19 protein-coding genes and 1 other RNA gene are annotated in these 23,040 nt (G+C 71.8%); 5 read left to right on the top strand and 15 right to left on the bottom strand.

Translation table 11 applies throughout. The features are described 5' to 3' along the window. Positions 1-62 precede the first annotated feature (62 nt). Positions 63-926, bottom strand: coding sequence for a hypothetical protein (locus AAEP86_RS11985; RefSeq protein ID WP_420367562.1), 864 nt, complete (start codon positions 924-926; stop codon positions 63-65). A gap of 127 nt (positions 927-1,053) precedes the next feature. Here AAEP86_RS11985 and AAEP86_RS11980 point away from each other — a divergent pair, with 127 nt between their 5' ends. After that, positions 1,054-1,782, top strand: a complete 729-nt coding sequence (locus AAEP86_RS11980) for a DUF4191 family protein (protein WP_420367561.1) — start codon at positions 1,054-1,056, stop codon at positions 1,780-1,782. A 622-nt stretch (positions 1,783-2,404) separates the two neighbouring features. Here AAEP86_RS11980 and AAEP86_RS11975 read toward each other — a convergent pair. Beyond that, positions 2,405-2,860, bottom strand: a complete 456-nt coding sequence (locus AAEP86_RS11975) for an RDD family protein (RefSeq protein WP_420367560.1) — start codon at positions 2,858-2,860, stop codon at positions 2,405-2,407. A 181-nt stretch (positions 2,861-3,041) separates the two neighbouring features. Here AAEP86_RS11975 and glnA (AAEP86_RS11970) point away from each other — a divergent pair, with 181 nt between their 5' ends. Next, positions 3,042-4,466, top strand: a complete 1,425-nt coding sequence (gene glnA, locus AAEP86_RS11970) for a type I glutamate--ammonia ligase (RefSeq protein ID WP_420367559.1) — start codon at positions 3,042-3,044, stop codon at positions 4,464-4,466. 503 nt (positions 4,467-4,969) lie between these two features. Here glnA (AAEP86_RS11970) and AAEP86_RS11965 read toward each other — a convergent pair. The 6 genes from AAEP86_RS11965 to AAEP86_RS11940 form a co-directional block, all read right to left on the bottom strand. Then, positions 4,970-6,397 (bottom strand): UDP-glucose dehydrogenase family protein, encoded by a 1,428-nt coding sequence (locus AAEP86_RS11965; protein ID WP_420367558.1) that lies wholly within the window; start codon positions 6,395-6,397, stop codon positions 4,970-4,972. Then, positions 6,394-8,022 (bottom strand): glycosyl hydrolase, encoded by a 1,629-nt coding sequence (locus AAEP86_RS11960; RefSeq protein WP_420367557.1) that lies wholly within the window; start codon positions 8,020-8,022, stop codon positions 6,394-6,396. The genes AAEP86_RS11965 and AAEP86_RS11960 overlap by 4 nt, the downstream gene beginning before the upstream one ends. Then, on the bottom strand, positions 8,015-9,646 hold the full coding sequence (locus AAEP86_RS11955; protein ID WP_420367556.1) for a glycosyltransferase family 2 protein: 1,632 nt from the start codon (positions 9,644-9,646) through the stop codon (positions 8,015-8,017). Before AAEP86_RS11955 ends, AAEP86_RS11960 begins: the two co-directional genes overlap by 8 nt. 527 nt (positions 9,647-10,173) lie before the next feature. Then, entirely contained in the window at positions 10,174-13,146 is a 2,973-nt protein-coding gene (locus AAEP86_RS11950) for a bifunctional [glutamine synthetase] adenylyltransferase/[glutamine synthetase]-adenylyl-L-tyrosine phosphorylase (RefSeq protein ID WP_420367555.1), read from the bottom strand. Positions 13,147-13,168: 22 nt separating this feature from the next. Then, positions 13,169-14,506: a type I glutamate--ammonia ligase gene (gene glnA / locus AAEP86_RS11945; protein WP_420367554.1), complete on the bottom strand. Its 1,338-nt coding sequence runs from the start codon at positions 14,504-14,506 to the stop codon at positions 13,169-13,171. 49 nt (positions 14,507-14,555) lie between these two features. After that, positions 14,556-14,735 carry an SPOR domain-containing protein gene (locus tag AAEP86_RS11940; protein ID WP_420367553.1) on the bottom strand — a complete coding sequence of 60 codons (180 nt, stop codon included), beginning with the start codon at positions 14,733-14,735 and terminating at the stop codon, positions 14,556-14,558. 583 nt (positions 14,736-15,318) lie between these two features. Here AAEP86_RS11940 and map point away from each other — a divergent pair. The 3 genes from map to rnpB all read left to right on the top strand — a co-directional run bounded on the left by map (position 15,319) and on the right by rnpB (position 17,559). Next, on the top strand, positions 15,319-16,182 hold the full coding sequence (gene map, locus AAEP86_RS11935) for a type I methionyl aminopeptidase (protein WP_420367552.1): 864 nt from the start codon (positions 15,319-15,321) through the stop codon (positions 16,180-16,182). Between the two features lie 85 nt (positions 16,183-16,267). Beyond that, positions 16,268-17,020 carry a polyphosphate--glucose phosphotransferase gene (ppgK, locus tag AAEP86_RS11930; protein ID WP_420367551.1) on the top strand — a complete coding sequence of 251 codons (753 nt, stop codon included), beginning with the start codon at positions 16,268-16,270 and terminating at the stop codon, positions 17,018-17,020. 178 nt (positions 17,021-17,198) lie between these two features. Then, positions 17,199-17,559, top strand: an RNA gene (gene rnpB, locus AAEP86_RS11925) — RNase P RNA component class A. Between the two features lie 77 nt (positions 17,560-17,636). Here rnpB and AAEP86_RS11920 read toward each other — a convergent pair. The 7 genes from AAEP86_RS11920 to AAEP86_RS11890 all read right to left on the bottom strand — a co-directional run bounded on the left by AAEP86_RS11920 (position 17,637) and on the right by AAEP86_RS11890 (position 23,002). Then, positions 17,637-18,371 carry a zinc ribbon domain-containing protein gene (locus tag AAEP86_RS11920; protein ID WP_420367550.1) on the bottom strand — a complete coding sequence of 245 codons (735 nt, stop codon included), beginning with the start codon at positions 18,369-18,371 and terminating at the stop codon, positions 17,637-17,639. A gap of 2 nt (positions 18,372-18,373) precedes the next feature. Next, positions 18,374-19,249, bottom strand: coding sequence for a Nif3-like dinuclear metal center hexameric protein (locus tag AAEP86_RS11915; protein ID WP_420367549.1), 876 nt, complete (start codon positions 19,247-19,249; stop codon positions 18,374-18,376). Positions 19,250-19,311: 62 nt separating this feature from the next. Further along, the gene (locus AAEP86_RS11910; RefSeq protein ID WP_420367548.1) at positions 19,312-20,445 is read right to left on the bottom strand and encodes a hypothetical protein; all 1,134 of its coding nucleotides are present in this window, start codon (positions 20,443-20,445) and stop codon (positions 19,312-19,314) included. Positions 20,446-20,560: 115 nt separating this feature from the next. Further along, positions 20,561-21,115, bottom strand: a complete 555-nt coding sequence (locus tag AAEP86_RS11905) for an RBBP9/YdeN family alpha/beta hydrolase (RefSeq protein ID WP_420367547.1) — start codon at positions 21,113-21,115, stop codon at positions 20,561-20,563. Between the two features lie 79 nt (positions 21,116-21,194). Next, positions 21,195-22,154, bottom strand: a complete 960-nt coding sequence (locus tag AAEP86_RS11900) for an AraC family transcriptional regulator (protein WP_420367546.1) — start codon at positions 22,152-22,154, stop codon at positions 21,195-21,197. 66 nt (positions 22,155-22,220) lie between these two features. Next, the gene (locus tag AAEP86_RS11895; RefSeq protein WP_420367545.1) at positions 22,221-22,667 is read right to left on the bottom strand and encodes an ATP-binding protein; all 447 of its coding nucleotides are present in this window, start codon (positions 22,665-22,667) and stop codon (positions 22,221-22,223) included. Then, positions 22,664-23,002, bottom strand: a complete 339-nt coding sequence (locus AAEP86_RS11890; protein ID WP_420367544.1) for an STAS domain-containing protein — start codon at positions 23,000-23,002, stop codon at positions 22,664-22,666. Before AAEP86_RS11890 ends, AAEP86_RS11895 begins: the two co-directional genes overlap by 4 nt. Positions 23,003-23,040 lie beyond the last annotated feature (38 nt).

Genomic DNA, 23,040 nt, shown 5'->3' with positions numbered 1-23,040 from the left:
CGCTGCCGCTGGCCCGACGCCCTGTCGGGGTGCCGCCCGACGTCGGCGGCCTGGTGCATCCGTCACCCGAGTGCGAAGACCAACGAGGTCGCGGTGCCGATCGCGACCGCCGCGCCGACCAACGCCCGTCGGAGCGGGACCCGGCGTCCGGCGCCGAGCGGGACGCCTCGCTCCACGAGGTCGCGCAGCGCGTCGAGCACGATCGCGGAGCCGGTCCGCGCCGGGTCGACGACCGGACGAGCGGTCGGGATCCCGACGAGCAGATCGGACGGCGGCGGGTCCCACCGAACCGGCCGAGGGGCAGCTGCCCCGCTGACGACGGAGAGCGCTGTGCGGACCGCGTCGACGTCCCCCTCCAGCGCTGCGGCCAGGGCGGCGTCGACCGTCGGACGGACCGGGTCGCGGCCGTCCGTGCGTTCCCAGACGACGCGGGCGGCCAGGAGCAGGACGTGTGCGCCGTCCAGCTGGGACGATCCCGCGCCGGCCGGGAGCCCGACGTGCGTGGGAGCCGCGGGATCGTCCGCCGGGCAGCCTCCGGCGAGGTCGTCGACCTGCACTGCGGCGGCGCCGGGTGGTCGGTCGCACAGCAGGACGGCGCCCGCATCGTCGACGAGGACGTCGTCGAGTCCGGCCGTCCCGAGCTGCAGGGCACCCGACCGTTCGGCGACCGCGAGCTGCAGGAGGGGCACCGTCAGGGTGACCGCGACGCCGGTCGTCGGTGTGCCGAGCGTGTCGAGGGCCGCACACACCGCGGTGCCCGAGGGCCGGTCGACATCGACCAGGAGCCGCCCGTCGGTGGAGCGTCCGACGGCGACCACGGGCGCGAGGTGGCGGCTGACCGCGCTCGCGCGGTCGGCCGCCCAGGACAGGAGCGACCGCTCGTCGTCGGGCGCGGCCCAGCGGATCCGTTCGGTGACCACCTGCATGCCGGACAGCATCGTCGGAGGCGGGCAGCGCCTCCCGGCCGGTGGCTCGGACTGTGGAGAACGCTGTTCGCCCACAGCCGGGTCCGGGTCGGTTCGGACCGGTCGGCCGAGGCCGTATCCTGTGTGCATGGCACGCAGCACTTCAGAAGGTACGGCGGCGAAGGAGCCGGGTCGTCTCAAGCAGATGTACCAGGTCTTCACCATGACCCGTCGGGCGGACCCGAGCTCCGTCTGGTGGTTCGCGTTGGCGTTCGTCGGGCCCGTCGTCCTCGGGATCCTCCTCGCGCTGCTGCTGCCGGGTCAGAACTGGCTCGCGGTCGTCCTCTGGATCGTCGCGGGCGTGCTGCTCGGCGTGCTGCTGTTCCTGATCGTCCTCGGACGACTGGCGGAACGCGCCGCGTACTCGCAGATCGAAGGACAGCCCGGCGCCGTCGGTGCGGTCCTGTCGAACTCGCTGCGTCGGCAGTGGCGCTCCAGCGAGATGCCGGTCGCCGTGCACGGCCGGTCCCAGGCCGCGGTCTACCGTGCGGTCGGGACCCCGGGCGTCGTCCTCATCACCGAGGGGCAGCGGGGCAACCTCAACCGACAGGTCGACGAAGAGCGGCGCAAGGTCCAGCGCATCGTGCCGAACGTGCCCGTCCACGTGGTGCACGTCGCCTCCGGGAAGGACGGCGACGGTGACGACGCCGTGACGCTCCACAAGCTCCCCCGGGCCATGAACAAGTTCAAGAAGGCGCTCAACCGCAACGAGGTCCTCGCCGTCGCGAACCGGCTCGACTCGCTGACGCAGAGCCCCGCTGCCTCGATCCCCAAGGGCATGGACCCGATGCGGGCCCGCGCCGGCCGTCCGCGCTGACGCAGCCGTTCCGCAAGGCTCCGAACGCCCCCGACCGTGCCAGGTCGGGGGCGTTCTGTGTTCGGGGTGTGGGCCGGGCGCGGGTCAGGCAGGGGCGGGGTCGAGGCGGGTACGAGTCCTCGTGCGAGTGCCGCGTCGAGTGGTTGCGTGGTTGCGGGCGCGAGGTTGCGACATCGTCGACGTCGTACGACATCGGGTTCGTCGCACGTACCCGCGTGCAACAGTTGCCGGCGCGGGGTTGCGACATCGTCGACGTCGTACGACATCGGGTTCGTCGCACGTACCCGCGTGCAACAGTTGCGGACGCGGGGTTGCGACACCGTCGCCGTCGTACGGCATCCGATTCGTCGCACGTGCGCGCGTGCAACAGTTGCGGACGCGGGGTTGCGACATCGTCTCCGTTGTATGACAGCGGGTTCGTCGCACGTACCCGCCCGCAACGGTTGCGCAACCGTTCGAGCCCGCACCGCCGCAACCCGCCAGCGTCAGCGCGTTGACGGCGCCTGCGCCAGCCCCAGCGCCGCCGACGGCCCCTGCCGCAGCCGCAGCCGCAGCCGCAGCCCCAGCGCCGCCGACGGCGACGGCGACGGCGACGGCCCCAGCCGCAGCCCCAGCACCACCGTCAGCGCCGCACGAGCACCGTGCCCGCGATCCGGTCGTGCGCCCCGCGGCTGTCCCGGTCGATGATCAGCGCCGGGACGATCAGGCACAGCAGCACCGTCCGGACGATCGGCCGCCAGATGCCGACGTACCCGCCACGCATCGGCACGACGCGCAGCCCGACGCAGATGTGCCCGAACGAGCCGGACAGCAGGCAGATGAACAGCACCTGCAGACCGGCGAAGATGGCGATCTGGATCCACGAGTGGGCGATGTCACCCGAACCGTTCACCGGCGACCACACCCCGGTGACGAACGCCACCAGGTCGGCCAGGGCACCGTCGATGAGCAGCGCCACGATCCGCCGGCCGATGCGACCGACGCTCCGGGGCCCCTCTTCCGGCAGCCCGAGGTCCTTGCCGGGCCAGCCGTCCGGGTGGTCGGACGGAGCGGAGGACGGAGTGGTGCTGCGGGCCATGCTGCAAGCGTAGGCGAGACGGAGGACCCTCCCGCGCGGCCGTCGGGAGCCGGGCGGGCATGCCGTCGTAACACGGCCGAAACAAAGCAGTCACGTCCGGGAAACCCGGTGTCAATAGCCTCGTCGGAGGGTGCACCTGCGGCACCTCCACATCACCCAAACCCCCTGGAGATCGACACACATGTTCAGCGATTCCTCCGAGGTCCTGGCCTTCATCAAGGACACGGACGTCAAGTTCCTCGACATCCGCTTCACCGACCTGCCCGGCGTGCAGCAGCACTTCAACATCCCGGCATCCACGGTCGACGAGGACTTCTTCTCGGTCGGTCAGCTCTTCGACGGCTCCTCGATCCGCGGCTTCGCGTCGATCCACGAGTCGGACATGCAGCTCATCCCTGACGTGACCACCGCGTACATCGACCAGTTCCGGGCCGAGCGCACGCTGATCATGATCTTCGACATCTACAACCCGCGCAACGGCGAGATCTACGGCCGCGACCCCCGCCAGGTCGCCAAGAAGGCGGAGAAGTACCTCGCGTCGACGGGCATCGCGGACACCGCGTTCTTCGCCCCCGAGGCCGAGTTCTACATCTTCGACGACGTCCGCTACTCGGTGACGCAGAACAAGTCCTTCTACTCGGTCGACTCCGAAGAGGGCGCGTGGAACACCGGCCGCGAGGAAGAGGGCGGCAACCTCGCCAACAAGACCCCCTACAAGGGCGGCTACTTCCCGGTCTCCCCCGTCGACAAGACGGCGGACCTCCGCGACGACATCACGCTCAAGCTGATCGAGGCCGGCTTCACGCTCGAGCGCTCGCACCACGAGGTGGGCACCGGCGGCCAGCAGGAGATCAACTACAAGTTCGACACGATGGTCCACGCCGCGGACGACATCCTGAAGTTCAAGTACATCGTCAAGAACACGGCCGACCAGTGGGGCAAGGTCGCCACGTTCATGCCGAAGCCGCTCTTCGGTGACAACGGCTCGGGCATGCACACGCACCAGTCGCTCTGGAACGACGGCTCGCCGCTGTTCTACGACGAGAACGGCTACGGCGGCCTGTCCGACATCGCTCGCTGGTACATCGGCGGCATCCTCAAGCACGCACCGGCGCTGCTCGCCTTCACGAACCCGTCGATCAACTCGTACCACCGCCTCGTGAAGGGCTTCGAGGCTCCGGTCAACCTGGTCTACTCCGCCGGCAACCGCTCCGCCGCGATCCGCATCCCGATCACGGGGACGAACCCGAAGGCGAAGCGCATCGAGTTCCGCGCGCCCGACGCCTCGGGCAACCCGTACCTCGCGTTCGCCGCGCAGCTGATGGCGGGCCTCGACGGCATCCAGAACCGCATCGAGCCGCACGAGCCGGTCGACAAGGACCTCTACGAGCTCCCCCCGGAGGAGGCCAAGGGCATCCCGCAGGTGCCGGGCTCCCTCGACGAGGCACTCGAGGCCCTCGAGGCGGACCACGAGTTCCTCACGAAGGGCAACGTCTTCACCGAGGACCTCATCCAGACGTGGATCGACTACAAGCGTGAGAACGAGATCCTCCCGCTCGCGCAGCGTCCGCACCCGTTCGAGTACGAGCTCTACTTCGGCGTCTGATCCGCGCTGACACCACGAAGGCCCCGCACCGGTTCCCGGTGCGGGGCCTTCCGCGTTCCCGAGTCTCGGCTCGGCGGACGGTTCCGTGGGTGCAGGACCGCGAAACCGTCCGCCGGGCCGAGTCTCGGAGGCGGCCGGCGACCGCGCGTGGGACGCGACGGCCTGGAGGCGCGGCGCGCGCCCGCCGGACCGGTGTCGCGCCTCCAAGCGGTCGCCGTGCGTCGGACCGACCGCTGGGACGCACCCGCGAAAGCGACGGTCCGCCGCGGAATTGTCGCGGCGGACCGTCGCTTTCGCGGGCTCGACCGGGCGCCCGTCCGCGGTCGCACGGTGGACCGCGGCGCCCGCCCGCGGTCGCGGGGTGGACCTCGGCGCCCGTCCGCGGTCGCGGGGTGGACAGGGGCGCCCGCCGGCCTAGCGGGGTGACCGGCCCGCGCGCCGCCGGGCGCACGAGAGCGGGGCCCGCGCCGCCCCCGGCACGGACCCCGCATCGCGGACGGTGACTAGCGCGCGGTGGCCACCGCGTCGTGTGTCCCCGCGGCGACACTCACGGGTGCACCCGTGACCGGAGTGGGCCGTCCCAGGGAACGGACGGCCCATCCCGCCTTGACCCAGTCGGTGACCGGGAGGCAGTTGCGGGCGTCGATGACCACCCGACGTCCGACGATCGAGGCGAGCGCGGCGGGATCGGCCGCCACGACCTCGTCCCACTCGGTCAGCACGAGCACGACGTCGGCGTCCTCGATCGCGTCCTCCATCGACGTCGCGTAGGTGAGCGTCGGGAAGGAGCGACGAGCGGTCTCCATGGCCTCCGGGTCCCACAGGGTGACCTGCGCGCCGCGGAGGTGCAGGGCAGCGGCGACGTTGAGCGCCGGCGAGTCGCGCACGTCGTCGGTGAGCGGCTTGAAGGCTGCTCCGACCACGGCGACGCGACGGTTCAGCACGGAGCCGCCGAGCGCGTCGATCGTCATGTCGATGACCCGTTCGCGCTGCCCCATGTTGATCTCGTCGACCTGCTGCATGAGTCCGACGACGCGGCCGGCGCCGAGCTCGTTCGCACGGTGCATGAGCGCCCGGATGTCCTTCGGCAGGCAGCCCCCGCCGAAGCCGAGACCAGCGTTCAGGAACTTCCGACCGATGCGGGCGTCGTGCCCGAGGGCGTCCGCCAGCGTCGACACGTCGGCGCCGGTGATCGCGCACATCTCGGAGATCGCGTTGATGAACGAGATCTTCGTCGCGAGGAAGGCGTTGGCGCTGACCTTCACCAGTTCCGCGGTGGGCAGGTCGGTCGTGATGACCGGCGTCCCCTCGGCGATGGGTGCGGCGTAGACCTCGCGGATGACGGCGTCGGCGGCGTCCGACGCACCGCCCCAGACCAGCCGGTCCGGGTGCAGGGTGTCGTCGACGGCCTTGCCCTCGCGCAGGAACTCCGGGTTCCAGATGAGCTCGGCGGTGATGCCGGACGGCGCGAACTCGCGGACGATCCCGCGGAGGCGTTCCGCGGTGCCGACCGGCACGGTCGACTTGCCGACGATCAGGCCCGGGTGGGTGAGGTTCTCGGCCACGCCGCGCGTCGCGCTCTCGACGTACGCCAGGTTGGCGGCGTGCGAACCGGCCTTCTGCGGGGTACCGACGCAGACGAAGTGCACGTCCGCCGCTGCCACGGCCGACGCGATGTCGGCGGTGAACCGGAGCTTCCCGCTCGCCACGTGCTTCGTGATGAGCTCGGGCAGGCCGGGCTCGTAGAACGGGACCTCGCCGGCGGACAGCGCGGCGAGCTTCGCCGGGTCGACGTCCACGCCGATGGTCTCGAAGCCCATCTCGGCCATGGCAGCTGCGTGGGTGGCACCGAGGTAGCCGGTGCCGATGACGCTGATGACGGGTGCGGGACGGGTGTCGGCTGCTGCGGCCGACTTCTTGGACTCGGTCATTGCTTGACCTCCTGCAGGTCGTAGTCGATGTCGGTGCGCTTGATGCCCTGCACGAACGCCTCGAGGCTGTCCCTGCGGGAGTCGAGTCGCCAGTCGTTGGTGACCCGGGTGCCGTTCTTGACGGTGGTCACCACGTGGTTAAAGTAGGCGAAGCCCAGGATGTCGGCGTTCTCCGGATCGGCGAGACCGTCGAAGAACGAGGACATCCACTCCGCCTTCTGCCCGTCGCCGCCGGACTCGGTGGCGCCGATCTCGGCGAGGAGGATCTTCTTGCCGGGTGCGACCGCGCGGATCTGCGCGAGGGTCGCGTCGAAGGTGTTCGAGAACGAGGGGGTGAGCGAGGAGTTGCGGTAGTAGCCGCTCATCCCGGCCCAGTCGACGTAGTCGGAGCCCGGGTAGTAGCTCGCCATGTGCTCGAGCGTCGCCCCGTCACCGAGGTTGTCGATGCGTGTCGGGGACCACAGCCAGATCACCTGGTCGTTCGCGCCCTCGGCCTGGAAGACGTCGTGCACGTGCTTCCACATCGCGACGTACGAACCGGGTGCGTTCTCCTGCTTGTCCCCGTCGGACCAGTTGTACCAGTCACCGTTCATCTCGTGGTCGAGCCGGATGACCATCGGCATGCCGTTCGCCTTGATGGCGTCCGCCGTGCGCTTCAGGTACGCATCGAAGTTGCCGTCGATGATGTCGGCGTTCGTGTACCCGTCCACGTGGGACACGTCGTTGCCGGTCCCCGCGGGGAGCGACTCCCAGGTCATGACCGGCAGCCGGCCGTTGGACCACGCACGCTGGACCGCGTTCGCGTTGAACTCCTGGTCGAAGCCCTGGAAGTAGCCCACCATGTTGGTGGCTTCCCCGACCTTCCGCGACACGTCGTCGTACTCGGCCCAGTTGAACGGGGCCTGCGTCGTGTAGAGCCCGTACCACCGGGACTTCTGCGCGAGGATCTCCGCCTTGGTCGGCGTGGAGATCGGCGTCGGGCTGGGCGTCCCCGTACTCGGGGACGGCGACGGCGTCGGGGTGCCGGTGCTCGGCGGCGTGGTCGGGGCGGGAGCGCCACCGGAGCCGCCGGACGGGTCGGTCCCGCCGTCCGTCGGACTGGTCCCGTTCGTCCCGGACCCGTTCGACCCGTCGCTGACCGGCTCGATGTGCGGGCCGGACCCGCCGGAACCGGAGCCGCCGGGACCCGACGCACCGTTCCCGGAGCCGGCCGCCTTCGCGCCGCCGGCCGAACCGCCGGAGGAGGACGCGCCTCCCGAACCGGTGCCGTCGGAACCGAGCTGGGACTGGAGCGACGCGAGCTGTGCCTTGAGCTGTGCGATCTGGTCGCCGCGCGACCCGGCCTGGGCCGTCGAGGAGTCGAGCTTGCCCTCGAGCGACCAGATCTCCTGCTGGGCGGCCGTCAGCTTGGCCTGGAGCTCGGCTGCCGACACCTTCTTCTTCGGCGGGGTCACGCCGAGTGCCTGGTGGACCGCGGTCGACACGGACCCGGCCGGGGACACCCAGACGTTCCAGGTGATCAGCCCGAGGACGAGGACGATGGCGGTGGTGCCGATCGCGGTGAGGCGTGCGTGCCGGCTGGACTGCGCCCACCAGGCACCGGAGGAGCGGATGAGGTCAGACAATGAGGAAGGCCTCCAGGACGAAGATCGCGATGCCGATGCAGTACGGGATCGCGGCGTACGGGTTGTACCGGCGGACGCGGGCGGGGGCCTGCTTCGCCGCCGCGGGGGCGACGGTGGCCTGCGCCTGCGCTGCGGAACGACGGGTCGCGAGGACCGTCGCGGTGGAGTTCGTGGTGGCGTCCGGACCGAACAGCTCGTCGAACGCCCGGTCCGCGGCACGCTGGTCGCCGGCGTCGACCGGAGCGGCGCCCGCGCCGACCGGAGCGGTCCCCGCGACGAGGGGCGTCGACCCGGTCCCGATCGCGTCGATCGGGCTCACGGGGGTCTGCGACCCGAACGCCGAGGGCTGCGCGGCGTCGGCCTCGGTCTCCATCGGGCCGCCGGCGTAGGCACCAGCGCGGGTCCCCCAACCGGACGCGTGCGCCAGGCGGAAGAAGCCGACGAGCCGGATCGGCATGAGGAAGAACGTCGACACGATGATGAACATCGGCAGGCGGAAGAAGTCGCTCGGCTTCTCGGCGAGGTGCCGGATCTGCCGGATCGCCATGCTGAGGACGGACGAGACCACCATGAGTCCGGCGACGTAGATGAACCCGGTGGAGAACCCGTACTGGTGCAGGATCCCCTCGTACAGGTTCGAACCCTGACCGGTGAGGCCGCGGTAGATCCAGCCCGCGATCACGCCGAAGAGCATGAACGGCAGGATGATGTCGGTCAGGAAGAACAGCGCGAGGATCGGCGCGTGGCCGAGCATCCAGGGCAGCATCCGCAGCGTGTTGTACTGCGAGCCACGGGCCCAGCGGAGCTGCTGCTTGAACAGCTTCTTCACCTGCAGCGGGGCGTCCGTGTAGACCAGCGACGTGTACTGGTAGACGGTGCGGTACCCCTCCTTGAGCGTGAGGTTCGTCAGCGTCCGGTCGTCGGACACCTCGAGGAACACGCCCATGAACTTCTCGTGCATGAACCGGTCCATGACCCGCACGAGGATGTCGCGGCGGAACGCGATCGTGCGGCCGGGCAGGCAGCCGATCTGGCCGAGGACGCTCTGCGCGGGCATCGAGTAGAGCGCTCGCGAGTTCTCCAGCCAGTCCGCCCAGCGGGTGATCCAGCTCCGGGTCGGCTCGAGGATGCGCTGCCGGGTCGTCACGCCGCCGACGGAGGCGTCGGCGAAGGGCTTGAGCAGCTCGTCGAGCGTGCCCGGCGTCCAGACGGTGTCCGAGTCGACGAGCACGGTGATGTCGCCGGTGGACATCTCGGTGCCGACCTTGACGGCGTTGCGCTTGCCGGGGATGGGCGTGTGGGTCCAGCGGACGAGTGGGGCGAACTCGTCGCAGACCGCTTCGAGGGCCTCGTTGCGGGCGCCGTTGATGACGACGATGATCTCGCCGGGGCGCTGCTCGACCATGCGGCCGATGACGTCGCGGAACAGGTCGAGCGGTTCGTCGACGACGGGCACGACGACACTCGTGGATCCGGTGTACGTGCGGGTGTAGGGGCGGTAGCGGGCGGAGAGGACGACCTTGAGCAACCAGAGCAACCAGATCACCGCGGAGTACACGGCGAAGAGGTAGAACTCGGGGTGCCCGTCGACCATCTGCCTGATCTGCAGAATGAAGGTGAACATCGATCCCTGCTTCAACGTTCGAGGTGGAGATTCCGCTTCATCGGGGAATCAGGGCCGGTTCGGGTGGTGCCATTGATGCAGAAACGTGACGGGCCGCGCAACGTGACCCCCGAGCGGGGGTGTTTCGGGCACGTTACGGGGTACACGGCGGTCCCCCTCGGACCGCTCCACGCTTGTCCGCACTGCTGCCGACAGCACTCCGACGGACCACCACGACCGCCCAGCACCCTGCGCACCGGGTCCGGACGAGCCGGGAGGCGCGGGTCGCCTCAGGTGGAATCCCCCGGTCAGCGCCACTTGCGTGCAGGCCGCAGCGGTCGCGTCCGGGCCGCGGCTCGCCACCGCCACCGACCCCTGGGCGGGAACTGGGGAACACCCGTGCCGACACTGTGCCGGGGTACAGGCCGTGCCGTTCGGGGGACGTCCCGTGTTACCGGGAATTCACTTCCGCAAGACCACGGTTGTCGGACGCAGATCGGCGCCCCGGGCGTGTCGTGCGGGTCCGCGACGTGCCGCGAGCACGACCGTCAGGCGCCGTAGAACTCGCGCTCGAACACCTGGCGGGCGCGGCGCGTGACCCCGAGGTAGTCGTCCTCGAGCTGCGAGGCAGACCCCGGCGGGTACTCCATCAGGCGTGCGACGCCCTCGAGCTGGATCCGGTCCACCGGCAGGACGTCCGTCGTCCGCCCGGACCACAGCACGAGCGCACTGCGGGTCCGGGACGCGAACCGCCACGCCGCCCCGAGTCGCTCGGCATCGTCCGGAGCGACGAGTCCGGCGTCGACCGCGGCGTCCAGCGCCTCGAGGGTCGACGTCGTCCTGAGCCCCGGGATCGTCAGCGCGTGCTGCAACTGGAGGAGCTGGACGAACCACTCGACGTCGCTGAGCGATCCCCGGCCGAGCTTGAGGTGTCGAGCGGGATCGGCCCCGCGCGGCAGCCGTTCGGACTCCACCCGCGCCTTGATCCGTCGGACCTCGCGCACCTGCTGGTCGTCGATGCGGTCCGGGTAGCGGGTCCGGTCGGCGAGGTGCTCGAAGTCGCGGAGCAGCTGCGCATCGCCGACCGCTCCCCGCGCGCGGAGGAGTGCCTGGGCCTCCCACGTGAGCGACCACCGGGCGTAGTACGCGCCGTAGGAGTCGAGCGTGCGGACGACGGGACCGTTCTTGCCCTCGGGGCGCAGGTCGATGTCGAGGTCCAGCGGGTGGATCGTGTCGTCGGTCAGACGGGCGAGCTCGCGGACGATCGTCTGGGCCGCGCGCGAGGCCTGTTCCGACGGCACACCCTCGGGTGCGCGGTACACGTAGAGCACGTCGGCGTCCGAGCCGAAGCCGAGCTCGCGTCCGCCGTACCGGCCCATCGCGATGACGCCGAACTCGAGCCCGGGCGGAGCATCCCGGCGCGCCAGGGCCAGGGCCCCCGTCAGGGTCGCCTCGGTGACGTCGCTCAGCGCCGGGCCGAGCGCGTCGACGTCGAGGTTGCCGAGCACCGCCGCCATGCCGAGCCGCAGGGTCTCGCGGCGTCGGGCGGAGCGGACGAGGGCCGCCGCACCGTCGACGTCGTCCCCGTGGCGTGCGGTGACGGCGGTCACCTCGGCGAGCAGCGACTCGACGGGGCGCGGCCGGAGCAGGGTCTCGGGTTCGTCGAGCCACGCCACCGCCTCGGGGAAACGCTCGAGCAGTCCGGACAGGAACGCCGACTCGGACAGCACGGTGGTGAGCGAGTGCGCCGCACCGGACGAGTCGCGCAGCATCCGGAGGAACCAGCTCGACTCCCCCAGGGTGTCGCTCAGCCGGCGGAAGGCCAGGAGCGCGCGGTCCGGCGCCGGCCCCTCCGCCATCCAGCGCAGGAGCACCGGCAGCAGGTTGCGTTGGATCGTCGCCCGACGGCTGGTGCCCTGCGTCAGGGCGCGGATGTGTCGCAACGCGCCGGCGGGGTCCGCGAAGCCGATCGCTCCGAGGCGGTCGACGGCCTGGTCGCTCGTGAGGACGATCTCACCGTCGCTCGCGGCCACGGCGGACAGGAGCGGCCGGTAGAACAAGCGCTCGTGCAGGCCGCGGACCTCGAGCTTCACCGCGCGCCAGCGGGTCTCGAGGGCGGCCGCGGACCGGGCGAGGCCGCTCGACCGCGCGAGGATCCGGAGTTCTTCCTCGTCGGAGGGCATCAGGTGCGTCCGCTGCAGGCGCCGCAGCTGGATGCGGTGCTCGAGCACGCGGAGCAGGGCGTAGTCCGGTCCGAAGCGCGCTGCCTCCGGTCGTCCGACGTACCCGGCCTCGGCGAGGGCGTCCATCGCCTCGAGCGTCGACCGCACCCGGACGGACTCGTCGTCGCGGCCGTGCACGAGCTGCAGCAGCTGGACCGTGAACTCGACGTCGCGCAGGCCGCCGGGACCGAGCTTGAGCTGCCGGTCGACCTCGGCGTCCGGGATGTGCTCGGTCACACGCTCGCGCATCCGCTGGACGGACTCGACGAACCCGGGCCGCTGCGCGGAGGTCCAGACGAACGGTGCCACCGCGGCCGCGTAGCGCTCCCCGAGCCCGGCCGAGCCGGCGATCGGGCGTGCCTTGAGCAGGGCCTGGAACTCCCACGCCTTCGCCCAGCGCTCGTAGTACGCGACGTGCGAGTCGAGCGTCCGGACGAGGGCGCCGTCCTTGCCCTCCGGCCGCAGGTTGGCGTCGACCTCCCACAGGCCGGGTTCGGCCGCGAGGTCGGTGATGGCGTGCGTCGCCGCGATGGCCAGCCGGGTGGCGATGAGCACGGCGCGGTCGGTGCCGACACCGGTGCCCTCGGACTCGTCGAGCGTCGGCTCCGTCACGAAGATGACGTCGACGTCGCTCACGTAGTTCAGCTCGCGGGCACCGGCCTTGCCCATCGCGATGACCGCGAGCGGGGTCGCGGCGACGTCGGCCGCGGGGAACGGGACCTCGCGTCGAGCCACGTCGACCGCCGCCTCGAGCGCGGCACCGGCGAGGTCGGCCAGGCCCGCAGCAACCGCCGGGAACGCCTCGGTCGGGGAGACGTTGAGGACGTCGAACAGCGCGATCTGCGCGAGGTGCCGCCGGTAGCGGACCCGGAGGCGCAGCCGGGCGTCCTCGCCCGTCGTCCCGTCGACCGCCTCGAGCAGGGACGCCGTGTACCGCTCCTGCGTCCACGGTGCGGTGACCGGCTCGAGCAGGAGCGCGATCTCCGCCGGCCGTCGGTGCAGGAACTCCCCCAGGCCGACGGACGCGCCGAGCAGGCGCACCAGGCGCTCCGCGGCTGCCTCGTCGCCGAGGACCGGACGGAGTTCGTCCGGTGCCCGCTCGAGGAGCCGCTCCAGCGCGCGCAGCGCACCGTCGGGGTCGGCGGTGCACTCCCACAGCGCCGGCGCTTCGCTGACCGGCACACGCAGGTCGGGGCCGAACCGCGCCTCGAGGTCTGCGATGCGCTCCAGGCTCTCCGACAGCTCCGCGAAGCCCAGCCGGGCCAGCTCGGAGCGTGACGTCGTCGTCCTGCCTGTCATGCCGTGGTGCTCGTCGAGGTGGCTACAGGGCGCCGAGGTTCGTGTCGAGCTCGAACGGCGTCACCTGGTCGCGGTAGCGCTTCCACTCCTGGCGCTTGTTCAGCAGCACGAAGTTGAAGACCTGCTCGCCGAGGGTCTCGGCCACCAGCTCCGAGTCCTCCATGAGGCTCAGGGCGTGGTCGAGGCTCGCCGGCAGCTGGCTGTACCCGAGGGCACGGCGCTCGGCGTCCGTCAGGCTCCAGACGTTGTCCTCGGCCTCGGGCGGGAGCTCGTAGCCCTCCTCGATGCCCTTGAGCCCGGCGGCCAGCAGCAGCGAGTAGGCGAGGTACGGGTTCGCCGCCGAGTCGATGCCGCGGTACTCGATGCGCGAGGACTGGCCCTTGTTCGGCTTGTACAGCGGGACCCGGACGAGTGCGGAGCGGTTGTTGTGGCCCCACGTGACGAACGAGGGGGCCTCGTCGCCGCCCCAGAGCCGCTTGTAGGAGTTCACGAACTGGTTCGTGACGGCGGTGATCTCCGGCGCGTGCTTGAGCACGCCCGCGATGAAGTGCTTCGCGGTGTCGGACAGCTGGTACTGGCCGCCGGCCTCGAAGAACGCGTTCTGGTCGCCCTCGAAGAGCGACACGTGCGTGTGCATGCCGGAGCCCGGCTGCCCGGAGATCGGCTTCGGCATGAACGTCGCGTAGACGCCCTGCTCGATCGCCACCTCCTTCACGACGGTGCGGAACGTCATGATGTTGTCCGCCATCGTCAGCGCGTCGGCGTAGCGGAGGTCGATCTCGTTCTGGCCCGGACCGGCTTCGTGGTGGGAGAACTCGACCGAGATGCCGAGGTCCTCGAGCATGCGGACCGAGCGGCGGCGGAAGTCGTGGGCGCTGCCACCGGGGACGTTGTCGAAGTAGCCGGCCTGGTCGACGGGCTGCGGGCCGCCGTCCTTCCAGTCGCGGCTCTTCAGCAGGTAGAACTCGATCTCGGGGTGCGTGTAGAACGTGAAGCCACGCTCGCTCGCACGGGCCAGCGTGCGCTTCAGCACGTTGCGCGGGTCGGCGACGGCGGGCTGGCCGTCCGGCGTGGTGATGTCGCAGAACATGCGGGCGGTCGGGTCGATCTCACCGCGCCACGGCAGGATCTGGAACGTGGAGGGGTCCGGGTGGGCCAGCACGTCCGCCTCGTAGGAGCGCGAGAGGCCCTCGATCGCGGAGCCGTCGAACCCGATGCCCTCGGCGAAGGCGCCCTCGACCTCGGCGGGGGCGATCGCGACCGACTTCAGGGTCCCGATGACGTCCGTGAACCAGAGTCGGATGAACTTGATGCCCCGCTCCTCGATGGTGCGGAGCACGAAGTCCGTCTGCTTGTCCATGCACGCCCTTTCCGTGTGCTTCCGGCCGGTCGACGGCCGTGCCTACAGCCTATTGGTCCTCGTCGTCCCACCGCTCGTTGTTCGCCTTGATCCGGTCCAGGGCGTGTTGCGCCTCCTCGCGGGTGTCGAACGGGCCGATGCGGTCGCGCTGCGGGGACTGCGGGCCCTGCTCGACGGCGCGGGTCTTCTCGTTGAACCACCACTGGGACTCGATGCGTTCGTCGCTCATGCCGCCACCGTACCCACCCGGCAGGCGCGCGTGCCGGCCCCGGCCTGGGCGCGGCTGTCCGGGCAGGGCGGCCGCGGCGCGCGGGCCGGGCCGCGAGGGCCTGTCCGGGCCGGTCGGCGGGGCGGCCGGGCGGCGGCCGAGCGCGGCGACGGGGTCGGACCTCGCGGAAGCGACAGTCCCCCGCGGACCATCCGCGGACATCTGTCGCCCTGGCGCACCCGGTCACGGTGCGGACCCGCGATCTGTCGCTTCGGCGCACCGGTCGCGGTGGACGCGCCGGCCTGGAGGCGCGGCGCACGTCCGCCGGACCGGCGCCGCGCCTCCAGGCGGTCACCCCGGCGCGGGGCGCGTCCAGTACGGCCATCCCCGCGGAAGCGACAGTCCCCCGCGGAACATCCGCGGACATCTGTCGCCCTGGTGTGGCAGTCGCGGTTCGAACCCGGGATCTGTCGCTCCGGCGCACCGGTCGCGGCGCGCGAGCGCGCGCGTCGCCGCGCGAGCCGAGCCGCGCGGCGCGCGAGTGCACGGCGCCGACCCGTCCCCGTGCGCCGGGCGCGTCGGCGGCGCGGTTAGAGTGGTCCGCATGCCCCGGGACGAACACGGACACCTGACCGCCGGCCGCATCTCCCCGCAGCGACCCGTCCCGCAGGACATCGAGCGCCCGGAGTACGTCGGCAAGGCCGAACCCCACGAGCACGGCCTCGGCGACACGTACACGCCGGAGGAGGTCGAGCGCATCCGGGTCGCCGGCCGCATCGCCTCACAGGCGATCGACGCCGTCGGAGAGGCCATCCGCCCCGGTGTGACCACCGACGAGCTCGACCGGATCGGCCACGAGTTCGTCGTGTCACACGGCGCCTACCCGTCGACCCTCGGCTACCGCGGCTACCCGAAGTCGCTGTGCTCGAGCCTCAACGAGGTCATCTGCCACGGCATCCCCGACGACACCGTCCTGCAGGAGGGTGACCTCGTAAACATCGACATCACCGCGTACAAGGACGGGATGCACGGGGACACGAACCGGACCTTCGTCGTCGGCGAGGGCACGCAGGAGGTCCGCGACCTCGTCACGCGGACCGAGGAGGCGCTGCGACGGGGCATCAAGGCCGTCGCCCCGGGCCGGCAGGTGAACGTCATCGGCCGTGCGATCGAGGCCTACGCGAAGCGGTTCGGCTACGGGGTCGTCCGCGACTACACCGGCCACGGCGTCGGGCGGGCCTTCCACTCGGGCCTGATCATCCCCCACTACGACGCACCGCGCTTCGACGACGTCATCGAGCCGGGCATGGTGTTCACCATCGAACCGATGCTGACCCTCGGCGGCATCGACGCGGACATCTGGTCCGACGACTGGACCGTCTCCACGCGCGACAAGTCCTGGACCGCGCAGTTCGAGCACACCCTCGTCGTCACCGAGCGCGGCGCCGAGCTCCTCACCGTCTCCTGACCCCCTCCGGCCGGACCCCGTCCGACCAGCCTCGTCCCACCTGACCCCGTCCCACCTGACCCCGTCCCACCTGAAAGGCACACACATGACCTCCCTCGCAGTCGGCGTCGACATCGGCGGTACGGGCATCAAGGGCGCGATCGTCGACGTCACCACCGGTGAACTCACGACCGACCGGATCAAGAAGGCCACGCCCGAGGGCGGCAAGCCGCACGACATCGTCGCGGTGGCGAAGTCGATCGTCGAGGAGCTCGCCCCGGCCGCCGACGTCGCCGTGGGCGTCTGCTTCCCCGCGATCGTCCGCGACGGCAAGACCATGTCGGCGGCGAACGTGTCGAAGAAGTGGATCGGCTTCGAGGCCGAGGCGCTGTTCGAGAAGGAGCTCGGCCGCTCCATCCACTTCGTCAACGACGCGGACGCCGCCGGGTTCGCCGAGCAGCAGTTCGGCGCCGCGAAGGGCAAGGACGGCCTGGTCATCGTGACGACGCTCGGCACGGGGATCGGCACCGCGCTCATCAACGACGGCGTCCTCATCGTCAACTCCGAGCTCGGCCACCTCGAGATCGACGGCCACGACGCCGAGTCGAAGGCCTCCTTCGCGGCCAAGGAGCGCGACGACCTGTCGTGGAAGCACTGGGCGAAGCGCCTGCAGAAGTACTACTCGACGCTCGAGGCGCTCCTGTCGCCGGAGCTCTTCGTGGTCGGCGGCGGCGTGTCGAAGCAGCACGAGGAGTACCTCCCCCTGCTCGACCTGCAGGCCGAGATCATCCCGGCGACGCTCCGCAACAACGCGGGCATCATCGGCGCCGCGACCCTCGCCGCCCGCAGCAACTCGTAGCAGCCCGGGCGGCGGCTGCGCCGCGCTCCGGCTGTGCCGCGCCGCGGTGAGATCGCAGTTCGGCAACCCTCAACGGTCGCCGCGCCCGCGGAAGTGCGATCTCGACAGCGTGTCGAGCCGGCCGAGGGGCGTCCGCAGCCCGAGCCGGGAACGCACCCGCTAGACTCGGACGCGCGAACGGGTCGGTGAGACGGTCGCGTCACTCCCCCGGGAGTGCCGAGGAACGTCCGGGCTCCACAGAGCAGGGCGGTGGGTAACACCCACCCGGAGCAATCCGCGAGACAGTGCCACAGAAAGCAGACCGCCGGCGGCGACGTCGGTAAGGGTGAAACGGTGGTGTAAGAGACCACCAGGGGTCCGGGTGACCGGATCCGCTCGGTAAACCTCGCCCGGAGCAAGGTCAGACAGAGGACGTCGAGGCTGCTCGCCGAGTCCTCGGGTGGACCGCTGGAGGCCGACGGCAACGTCGGTCCGAGAGAGATGGCCGTCACCGCCGCGCGAGCGGCGGGACAGAACCCGGCGTACGGCCGGCCCGTTCGCCCCAGCCGTCACGCACGAACAGGAGGCGCGGTGCCAGCTGGCACCGCGCCTCCTGTCGTGTCGGTACGCCCGTCGGTCAGAGCCCGGACTCGGCCGTCCGGACGAGGATTGCGTCGCTGTCCGGGCAGAGCACGACGTCGTCCGGCGCTGCGCGCCGGATCGTCTGCAGGTCCGAGTTCGTGAGCGAGACTCCGGACGCCGTGGACACGCCGCCCTGCAGGAGCGACGCACCGAAGCCGTAGCGGGCGCGCTGCCGGTCGTAGAGCGCGAGCAGCTCAGCCGGCACCTTGGCCGCGACGCTCGCGCGGCTCTGCACCGCGGAATCGCGGTCCGCTTCGAGCCGGGCGATCTCGGCGTCCCGCTCGGCCACGAGCCCGCTGCGGGCGGCCTCGACGTCGGCGAGCTGGGCCTCGATGTCGCCGACCCGGGCGCGGAACACGTCGAGGTGCTCCATGACCTCGAGTTCGGCCGTCTCGAGGTCGCCGATGCGACGCTGCAACGACTCGAGCTCGCTCTGCAGGCCGGCGGCGTCCTTCGCGCTCGAGACGTTCTGGAGCATCGTGGTGTCGCGCGTGACACGGGCCTGCGCCGTGGTGGTGTCCGACTCGAGCCGGGCGAGCTCGCGCTCGGCGTCCTCGACGTCACCGGTGGCGGCAGCGAGGGAGGCACGGAGACCGGCTGCCTTCGTGCTGAGCTCGGTCAGCCGGTCGCCCTTCTGCAGGGCGGTGATGCGGTGCGCGATCCGCGTCACGTCGTTGTCGAGACGCTGGACGTCGAGGAGGATGACCTGGTCCTCGGGTGCTGCCTTCATGGTCAGGCTCCTTCGGTGGTGGGGGCGGGATCGGACGACGCGACGGCGTCCGTGGTGGGTTCGGCGGCCGGCAGGACGGCGAAGTCCCACGGGTCGGTCCGGAGGTCGCTGACGGTGACGCGGACGCCCGCCGCGCGGCGCAGCTGCTCGGCGGCGACGTCGAGCCAGAGCCACTCGGTGGCCCAGTGCGACGTGTCGACGAGGGCGGGTCCGCCGCCGACGAGCGCCTGCTCGCGGAACTCCGACGCGGGGTGGTGCCGGAGGTCGCTCGTGACGTAGACGTCGGCGGCGAGGACGGCGGGGTGCCGGAGGTATGCGTCGCCGGCTCCCGCGCAGAGTGCGACCGTGCGCACCGGCTGGTCGAAGTCGCCCGAGACACGGACGCCGGTGGCGGTCCCCGGCAGGAGGTCGACGAGCGCGCGGGCGAGGGCACCGAGCGTCGTCGGCTCGGCGAGGACACCCGTCCGCCCGATGCCGGTGGCGGGGTCGGCGCCGGGGTCGAGCGGCGCCTGGTCGGTCAGGCCGAGACGGTCGGCCAGGACCGCGGACGTGCCGGTGGTCACGACGTCGGCGTTGGTGTGCGCTGCGACGAGGGCCGTCCCACCCCGGACCAGTGTCGCCAGGACCCGACCCTTGTAGGTCGACTCGGCGATGGTCGTGACCCCGCGCAGGAGCAGCGGGTGGTGGGTGAGCAGGAGGTCGGCCCCGAGTTCGACGGCCTCGTGCGCGGTGGCGGGGACGGCGTCGACGGCGAGGTGCACGTGGTCGACCCGCTGGTCCGGATCGCCGGCGACGAGGCCGACGGCGTCCCAGGACTCGGCACCGGCAGCGGGCCACAGGTCCTCGATCACGGCCTGGAGTTCGCGGAGCGTCGGCATCCCGTCAGTCTACCGAGACCACCGTGGCCGCAGCGTTCCCCGTGCCGCGCGGCGGTGCGGCGTCAGCGTCGGCCGAGCGCCCGGAGGATGCGGTCGACGAGCCGGGACCACCAGCCCGCGGGGCGCTGCTCGGCGGCGGACGTGCCCGACGTCGTCGCCTCGTCGTCCGCGCCCTCGGACCCCGTCGACGGGACGGACACGGCGTCGGGCAGCACCACGGGCGTGCTCGCGGTCGACCCGCTGTGCGCGGTGAGCGCGGCGGCGAACGCGGCACGGTCGATCACGGTCGGCCCGGTCGCGGGCTGGACGAGCGGCGTCGGCCGGGTGTTCGCGGACACCGGGGACACGATCGGCAGGGACAGCACCGGACGAGCGGGCACCGCGGCTCCGGCGGCCGACACCGGTCGGGGCGCGTCGTCGGTGTCGACGACGTCGGTCGCCTCGACCACGGTCGGCGGCACGAGCACCGGCGCGGCCGTCACGGCGACCGCGGTGCGCACGGACCGCGCGGCAGGAGCCGACGGCACGGCGGCAGCGGTCGGCGCGGCAGGAGCGCTCGGCCGGACCACCGCGACGGTGCCGGTGGCCGCACGCCGGGCTGCTGCCCGCTCGCGGCGGTCGGCCTCGAGCGCGGCGTCGGCCAGCAGGTCGGCGAAGACGGAGTGCGCGAACCCGCGGGCGGCTTCGAGCTCGGGGTCGCTGACGCCGGCGACGGTCGCTTCCCACGCGGCGAGGCGGGCGAGGTCCTCGTCACGACGACGGACCTCGTCCTCGAGCAGCACGATGCGCTCGATGGTGCTGCGTCCGGTCGTGGCGGAGACCTCGACCGCGAGGTCCTCGAGGCGGAGCGCGAGACGCTCCGGCGGCTCGGGGAACGAGGGCTGGCAGACGGCGGCGTGGCGTGCGCGGTCACGGGGCCGACGGAACGCCGAGTCGTCGACCGCCTCGGGGGCGACAACCGCGTCGGGGGCGGCCACCGCGTCGGACCGCTCGGGCTCGGGACCGGCGACGGGCGGGGTGCTCTCGGCAGGGGCGTCCGACGCCGTTCCCGGACGCTGCACCGGCCCGGTGACCGGCGGGACCACGAGGTCCGCCAGGTACGGGGAGCGCGTCGCCGGGGCGTCTCGGAGCCACTCCTCGAGCTCGCGACCGAAGGGGTCGACGAGGGGGGCGCGTGCACCGGACTGCGATTCCATGATCGGAGTATGAATATCGCGACCCGGATCGCCGCGGACATCCGCGGTGTGTCGCCGAAGTGCCTGCCATATCGCGTCGAACGTGAACGGCGTGTCGGTCCACGGTGACCCCGGGTCAGAGCGAGCCGTCGAACTCCTCGAGCAGGGCCCGCCCGTCGGCCCAACCGCCCACCCCGCTGGCGACGTTGACGTGACCGCGCTGACCGACCGGGAGGACCGTCGCGCCGAGGGTCGCCGCGAACGCCCTGGCACGCTCCGCCGAGCAGTACGGGTCGTCGTCGCTCACGACCATCCGGACGGGCACGTCCGACCGCACCGTCGGTGGGGTGAAGCCCGCCGCTGCCGCCGGGAACCCCTCGGCGTCGGGGTCGGGCGGGGCGACCAGGAACGCCCCCGCGACCGGCGCGTGCGCGGGGTCGCCGAGCCAGCGGGCGACCGCCAGGACTCCGAGGCTGTGCGCGACGAGGACCGGCGGCGTCGTGCACGCGGTCACGGCCCGGGTGAGCGCCGCGGCCCAGTCGTCGGGGTCGGGCTCGTCCCACGAGGTCGGCTCGATGCGGACCACCGGGTCTCCCCCGGCGGCACGCTCGGCCTGCCAGCGGGACTGCCAGTGGTCGGGGCCGGAGTTCCAGATCCCGGGGACGATCACCCACGGTCGAGGTCTGCGCACGCCCGAAGCGTAGCGGCCGGAACGGAGCGGCCGAAGCGGAGCGGCCGGAACGGAGCGTCCGGCGCACTGCCGAGCCCGTTCAGCCGTGCAGCGTGTCGCGCGGGTACTCGCCGAAACGCGCGGCGTAGGCGCCCGAGAAGCGTCCGAGGTGCGCGAAGCCCCAGCGGACCGCGACGGCCGCCACCGTGAGCTCGCCCGGGCTGGCGCGCGCCAACTCGTCGCGGACGCGGTCGAGTCGGATGCCGCGGAGCAGGCTGTTCGGCGCCGTCCCGACCTGGCGCTGGAAGGCCTGCTGGAGCCCGCGGACGCTCAGCCCGACGTGCTCGGCGACGTCGGTCGTCGTGATGGGGGTGTGCGCGTAGGCGTGCATGTACTCCACCGCCTCGCGGACGCGTCCGGTCGCCCCCTGCGGCAGCGGGACGTCCGGGGCGAGCACGGTGTGCGGGAAGGTCCGGAGCAGCGCCCGGGCGGTCTCCTGCGCGGTCTCGGCGAGCACGAGGGGGGTCATCGGACCGTTCCCGAGGACCGTGGTGGCGGCGCGCTGCACCTGGGCGTTCCACCGACGGAGGTCGTCCGGACGGGGCGCCTGGGTGTGGTCGAACACGAGCGGCGCCGGCGCGGTCCCGTGCTCCTCGGCGGCGATGCCCTCGAGGTAGCTGCGCTCGAACTGCACGAGGCTCTGCCGGACGTCCTGGAGGTCGAACGCGAAGGGACGGCCGGTGGGGAACATCATCGGCGTGCCGGGCGCGAAGGCCACCTCGTCGCGGCCGACGTCCACCGTGCCGCGACCGTCCGCGAGCCACATCACGACGTACTCGTCGGGGGCATCGATCTCGCCCTCCATCCGGGCGTCGAACCGCGTCGACCGGAAGGACATCGTGTCGTCGCCGGTCACCCGGAACCGGTAGGAGAACGGCCGCTCCGTGGCACTCGCACGGAACCCGGCGCCGTCGTAGGCGTCCTGGTACATGTCGAGCGCCGCTCCGAGGTCCGTCCCGGACGTCTCGAATCGGATCCTCGGGTCGGGCTCGACAGTCATCGACAGGATCGTGACACGTCAGCGGACCCGGGACGGCCTCGGCCGCCCTGCGTTGCGGGTACCGGCTCAGTCGCTGCGGGATGTGGACGAACCGACGGAACCTCCGCGCCCGCGGCGGACCGTCCAGCGGTTGCGGTCGCCGACCCGTTCGTAGCGCAGGTCGTCGACGACCATCTGCACCAGCGCCAGACCACGGCCGCTCTCCGCGAGGGCCTCCGGCAGGTGCGCCGTGGTCGGGTCGACCGGTACCGGCAGGCCGTCGTCGGTGAGCAGCGCCTCGACGGCGTCCTGCCCGACGTCGACCCGCAGCGAGCACGCGACGCCGGTGCTGCGGGCGCCGTGCTCGATCACGTTCGAGGTGAGCTCGACGAGCGCGAGCTCGAGCGCCATCCGGTCCTCGGCGGAGAGCGACGGCTCGGTTTCCCACACCGACGCGAGGAACGTGTGCACGGCCGTGACGTCGTCCGGCGGACACGCCAGGTCGAGGTCGTACCCACCCACCGCGGTGCTCATCCCCAGTCGGTGACCGCGGCGTCCCCGTCCGGGTACGTGCGGAGGATCTTGTCCATGTTGGAGAGCTTCAGCACCATCTCGACCTGGTCGGACGGTGCCGCGATGCGCAGGTCGCCACCGGCCTGGCGAGCGGTCTTGAGGCAGCCGACGAGGGCACCGAGCCCGGACGAGTCCATGAACTCGACCTTGGAGAGCTCGACGACGATGTGGGACCTGCCGCCGCTGACGACCTGCCCGACGGTCTCGCGGAAGGTCGGCGCGGAGACCATGTTCAGCCGGCCGCTGCACTCCAGCACCGCGGCGTCGGGGTCCGCCTCGTGTACGACGATGTCCATGTCGGTGCCTCCTCAGGTCGGTGCGGGTGCACTGAGCA

Origin of the sequence: Curtobacterium sp. L1-20 (assembly GCF_048755855.1) — a bacterium.
In the GTDB taxonomy this organism is placed as follows: domain Bacteria; phylum Actinomycetota; class Actinomycetes; order Actinomycetales; family Microbacteriaceae; genus Curtobacterium.
The sequence above is the reverse complement of the archived record's forward strand: the minus strand, read 5'-3'. Positions and strand labels throughout refer to the sequence as shown.

Coding starts and splice junctions, on each gene's coding strand:
- AAEP86_RS11985 (WP_420367562.1), bottom strand. CDS start 926: ATGCAGGTGGTCACCGAACGGATCCGCTGGGCCGCGCCCGACGACGAG.
- AAEP86_RS11980 (WP_420367561.1), top strand. CDS start 1,054: ATGGCACGCAGCACTTCAGAAGGTACGGCGGCGAAGGAGCCGGGTCGT.
- AAEP86_RS11975 (WP_420367560.1), bottom strand. CDS start 2,860: ATGGCCCGCAGCACCACTCCGTCCTCCGCTCCGTCCGACCACCCGGAC.
- glnA (WP_420367559.1), top strand. CDS start 3,042: ATGTTCAGCGATTCCTCCGAGGTCCTGGCCTTCATCAAGGACACGGAC.
- AAEP86_RS11965 (WP_420367558.1), bottom strand. CDS start 6,397: ATGACCGAGTCCAAGAAGTCGGCCGCAGCAGCCGACACCCGTCCCGCA.
- AAEP86_RS11955 (WP_420367556.1), bottom strand. CDS start 9,646: ATGTTCACCTTCATTCTGCAGATCAGGCAGATGGTCGACGGGCACCCC.
- AAEP86_RS11950 (WP_420367555.1), bottom strand. CDS start 13,146: ATGACAGGCAGGACGACGACGTCACGCTCCGAGCTGGCCCGGCTGGGC.
- glnA (WP_420367554.1), bottom strand. CDS start 14,506: ATGGACAAGCAGACGGACTTCGTGCTCCGCACCATCGAGGAGCGGGGC.
- AAEP86_RS11940 (WP_420367553.1), bottom strand. CDS start 14,735: ATGAGCGACGAACGCATCGAGTCCCAGTGGTGGTTCAACGAGAAGACC.
- map (WP_420367552.1), top strand. CDS start 15,319: ATGCCCCGGGACGAACACGGACACCTGACCGCCGGCCGCATCTCCCCG.
- ppgK (WP_420367551.1), top strand. CDS start 16,268: ATGACCTCCCTCGCAGTCGGCGTCGACATCGGCGGTACGGGCATCAAG.
- AAEP86_RS11920 (WP_420367550.1), bottom strand. CDS start 18,371: ATGAAGGCAGCACCCGAGGACCAGGTCATCCTCCTCGACGTCCAGCGT.
- AAEP86_RS11915 (WP_420367549.1), bottom strand. CDS start 19,249: ATGCCGACGCTCCGCGAACTCCAGGCCGTGATCGAGGACCTGTGGCCC.
- AAEP86_RS11910 (WP_420367548.1), bottom strand. CDS start 20,445: ATGGAATCGCAGTCCGGTGCACGCGCCCCCCTCGTCGACCCCTTCGGT.
- AAEP86_RS11900 (WP_420367546.1), bottom strand. CDS start 22,154: ATGACTGTCGAGCCCGACCCGAGGATCCGATTCGAGACGTCCGGGACG.
- AAEP86_RS11895 (WP_420367545.1), bottom strand. CDS start 22,667: ATGAGCACCGCGGTGGGTGGGTACGACCTCGACCTGGCGTGTCCGCCG.
- AAEP86_RS11890 (WP_420367544.1), bottom strand. CDS start 23,002: ATGGACATCGTCGTACACGAGGCGGACCCCGACGCCGCGGTGCTGGAG.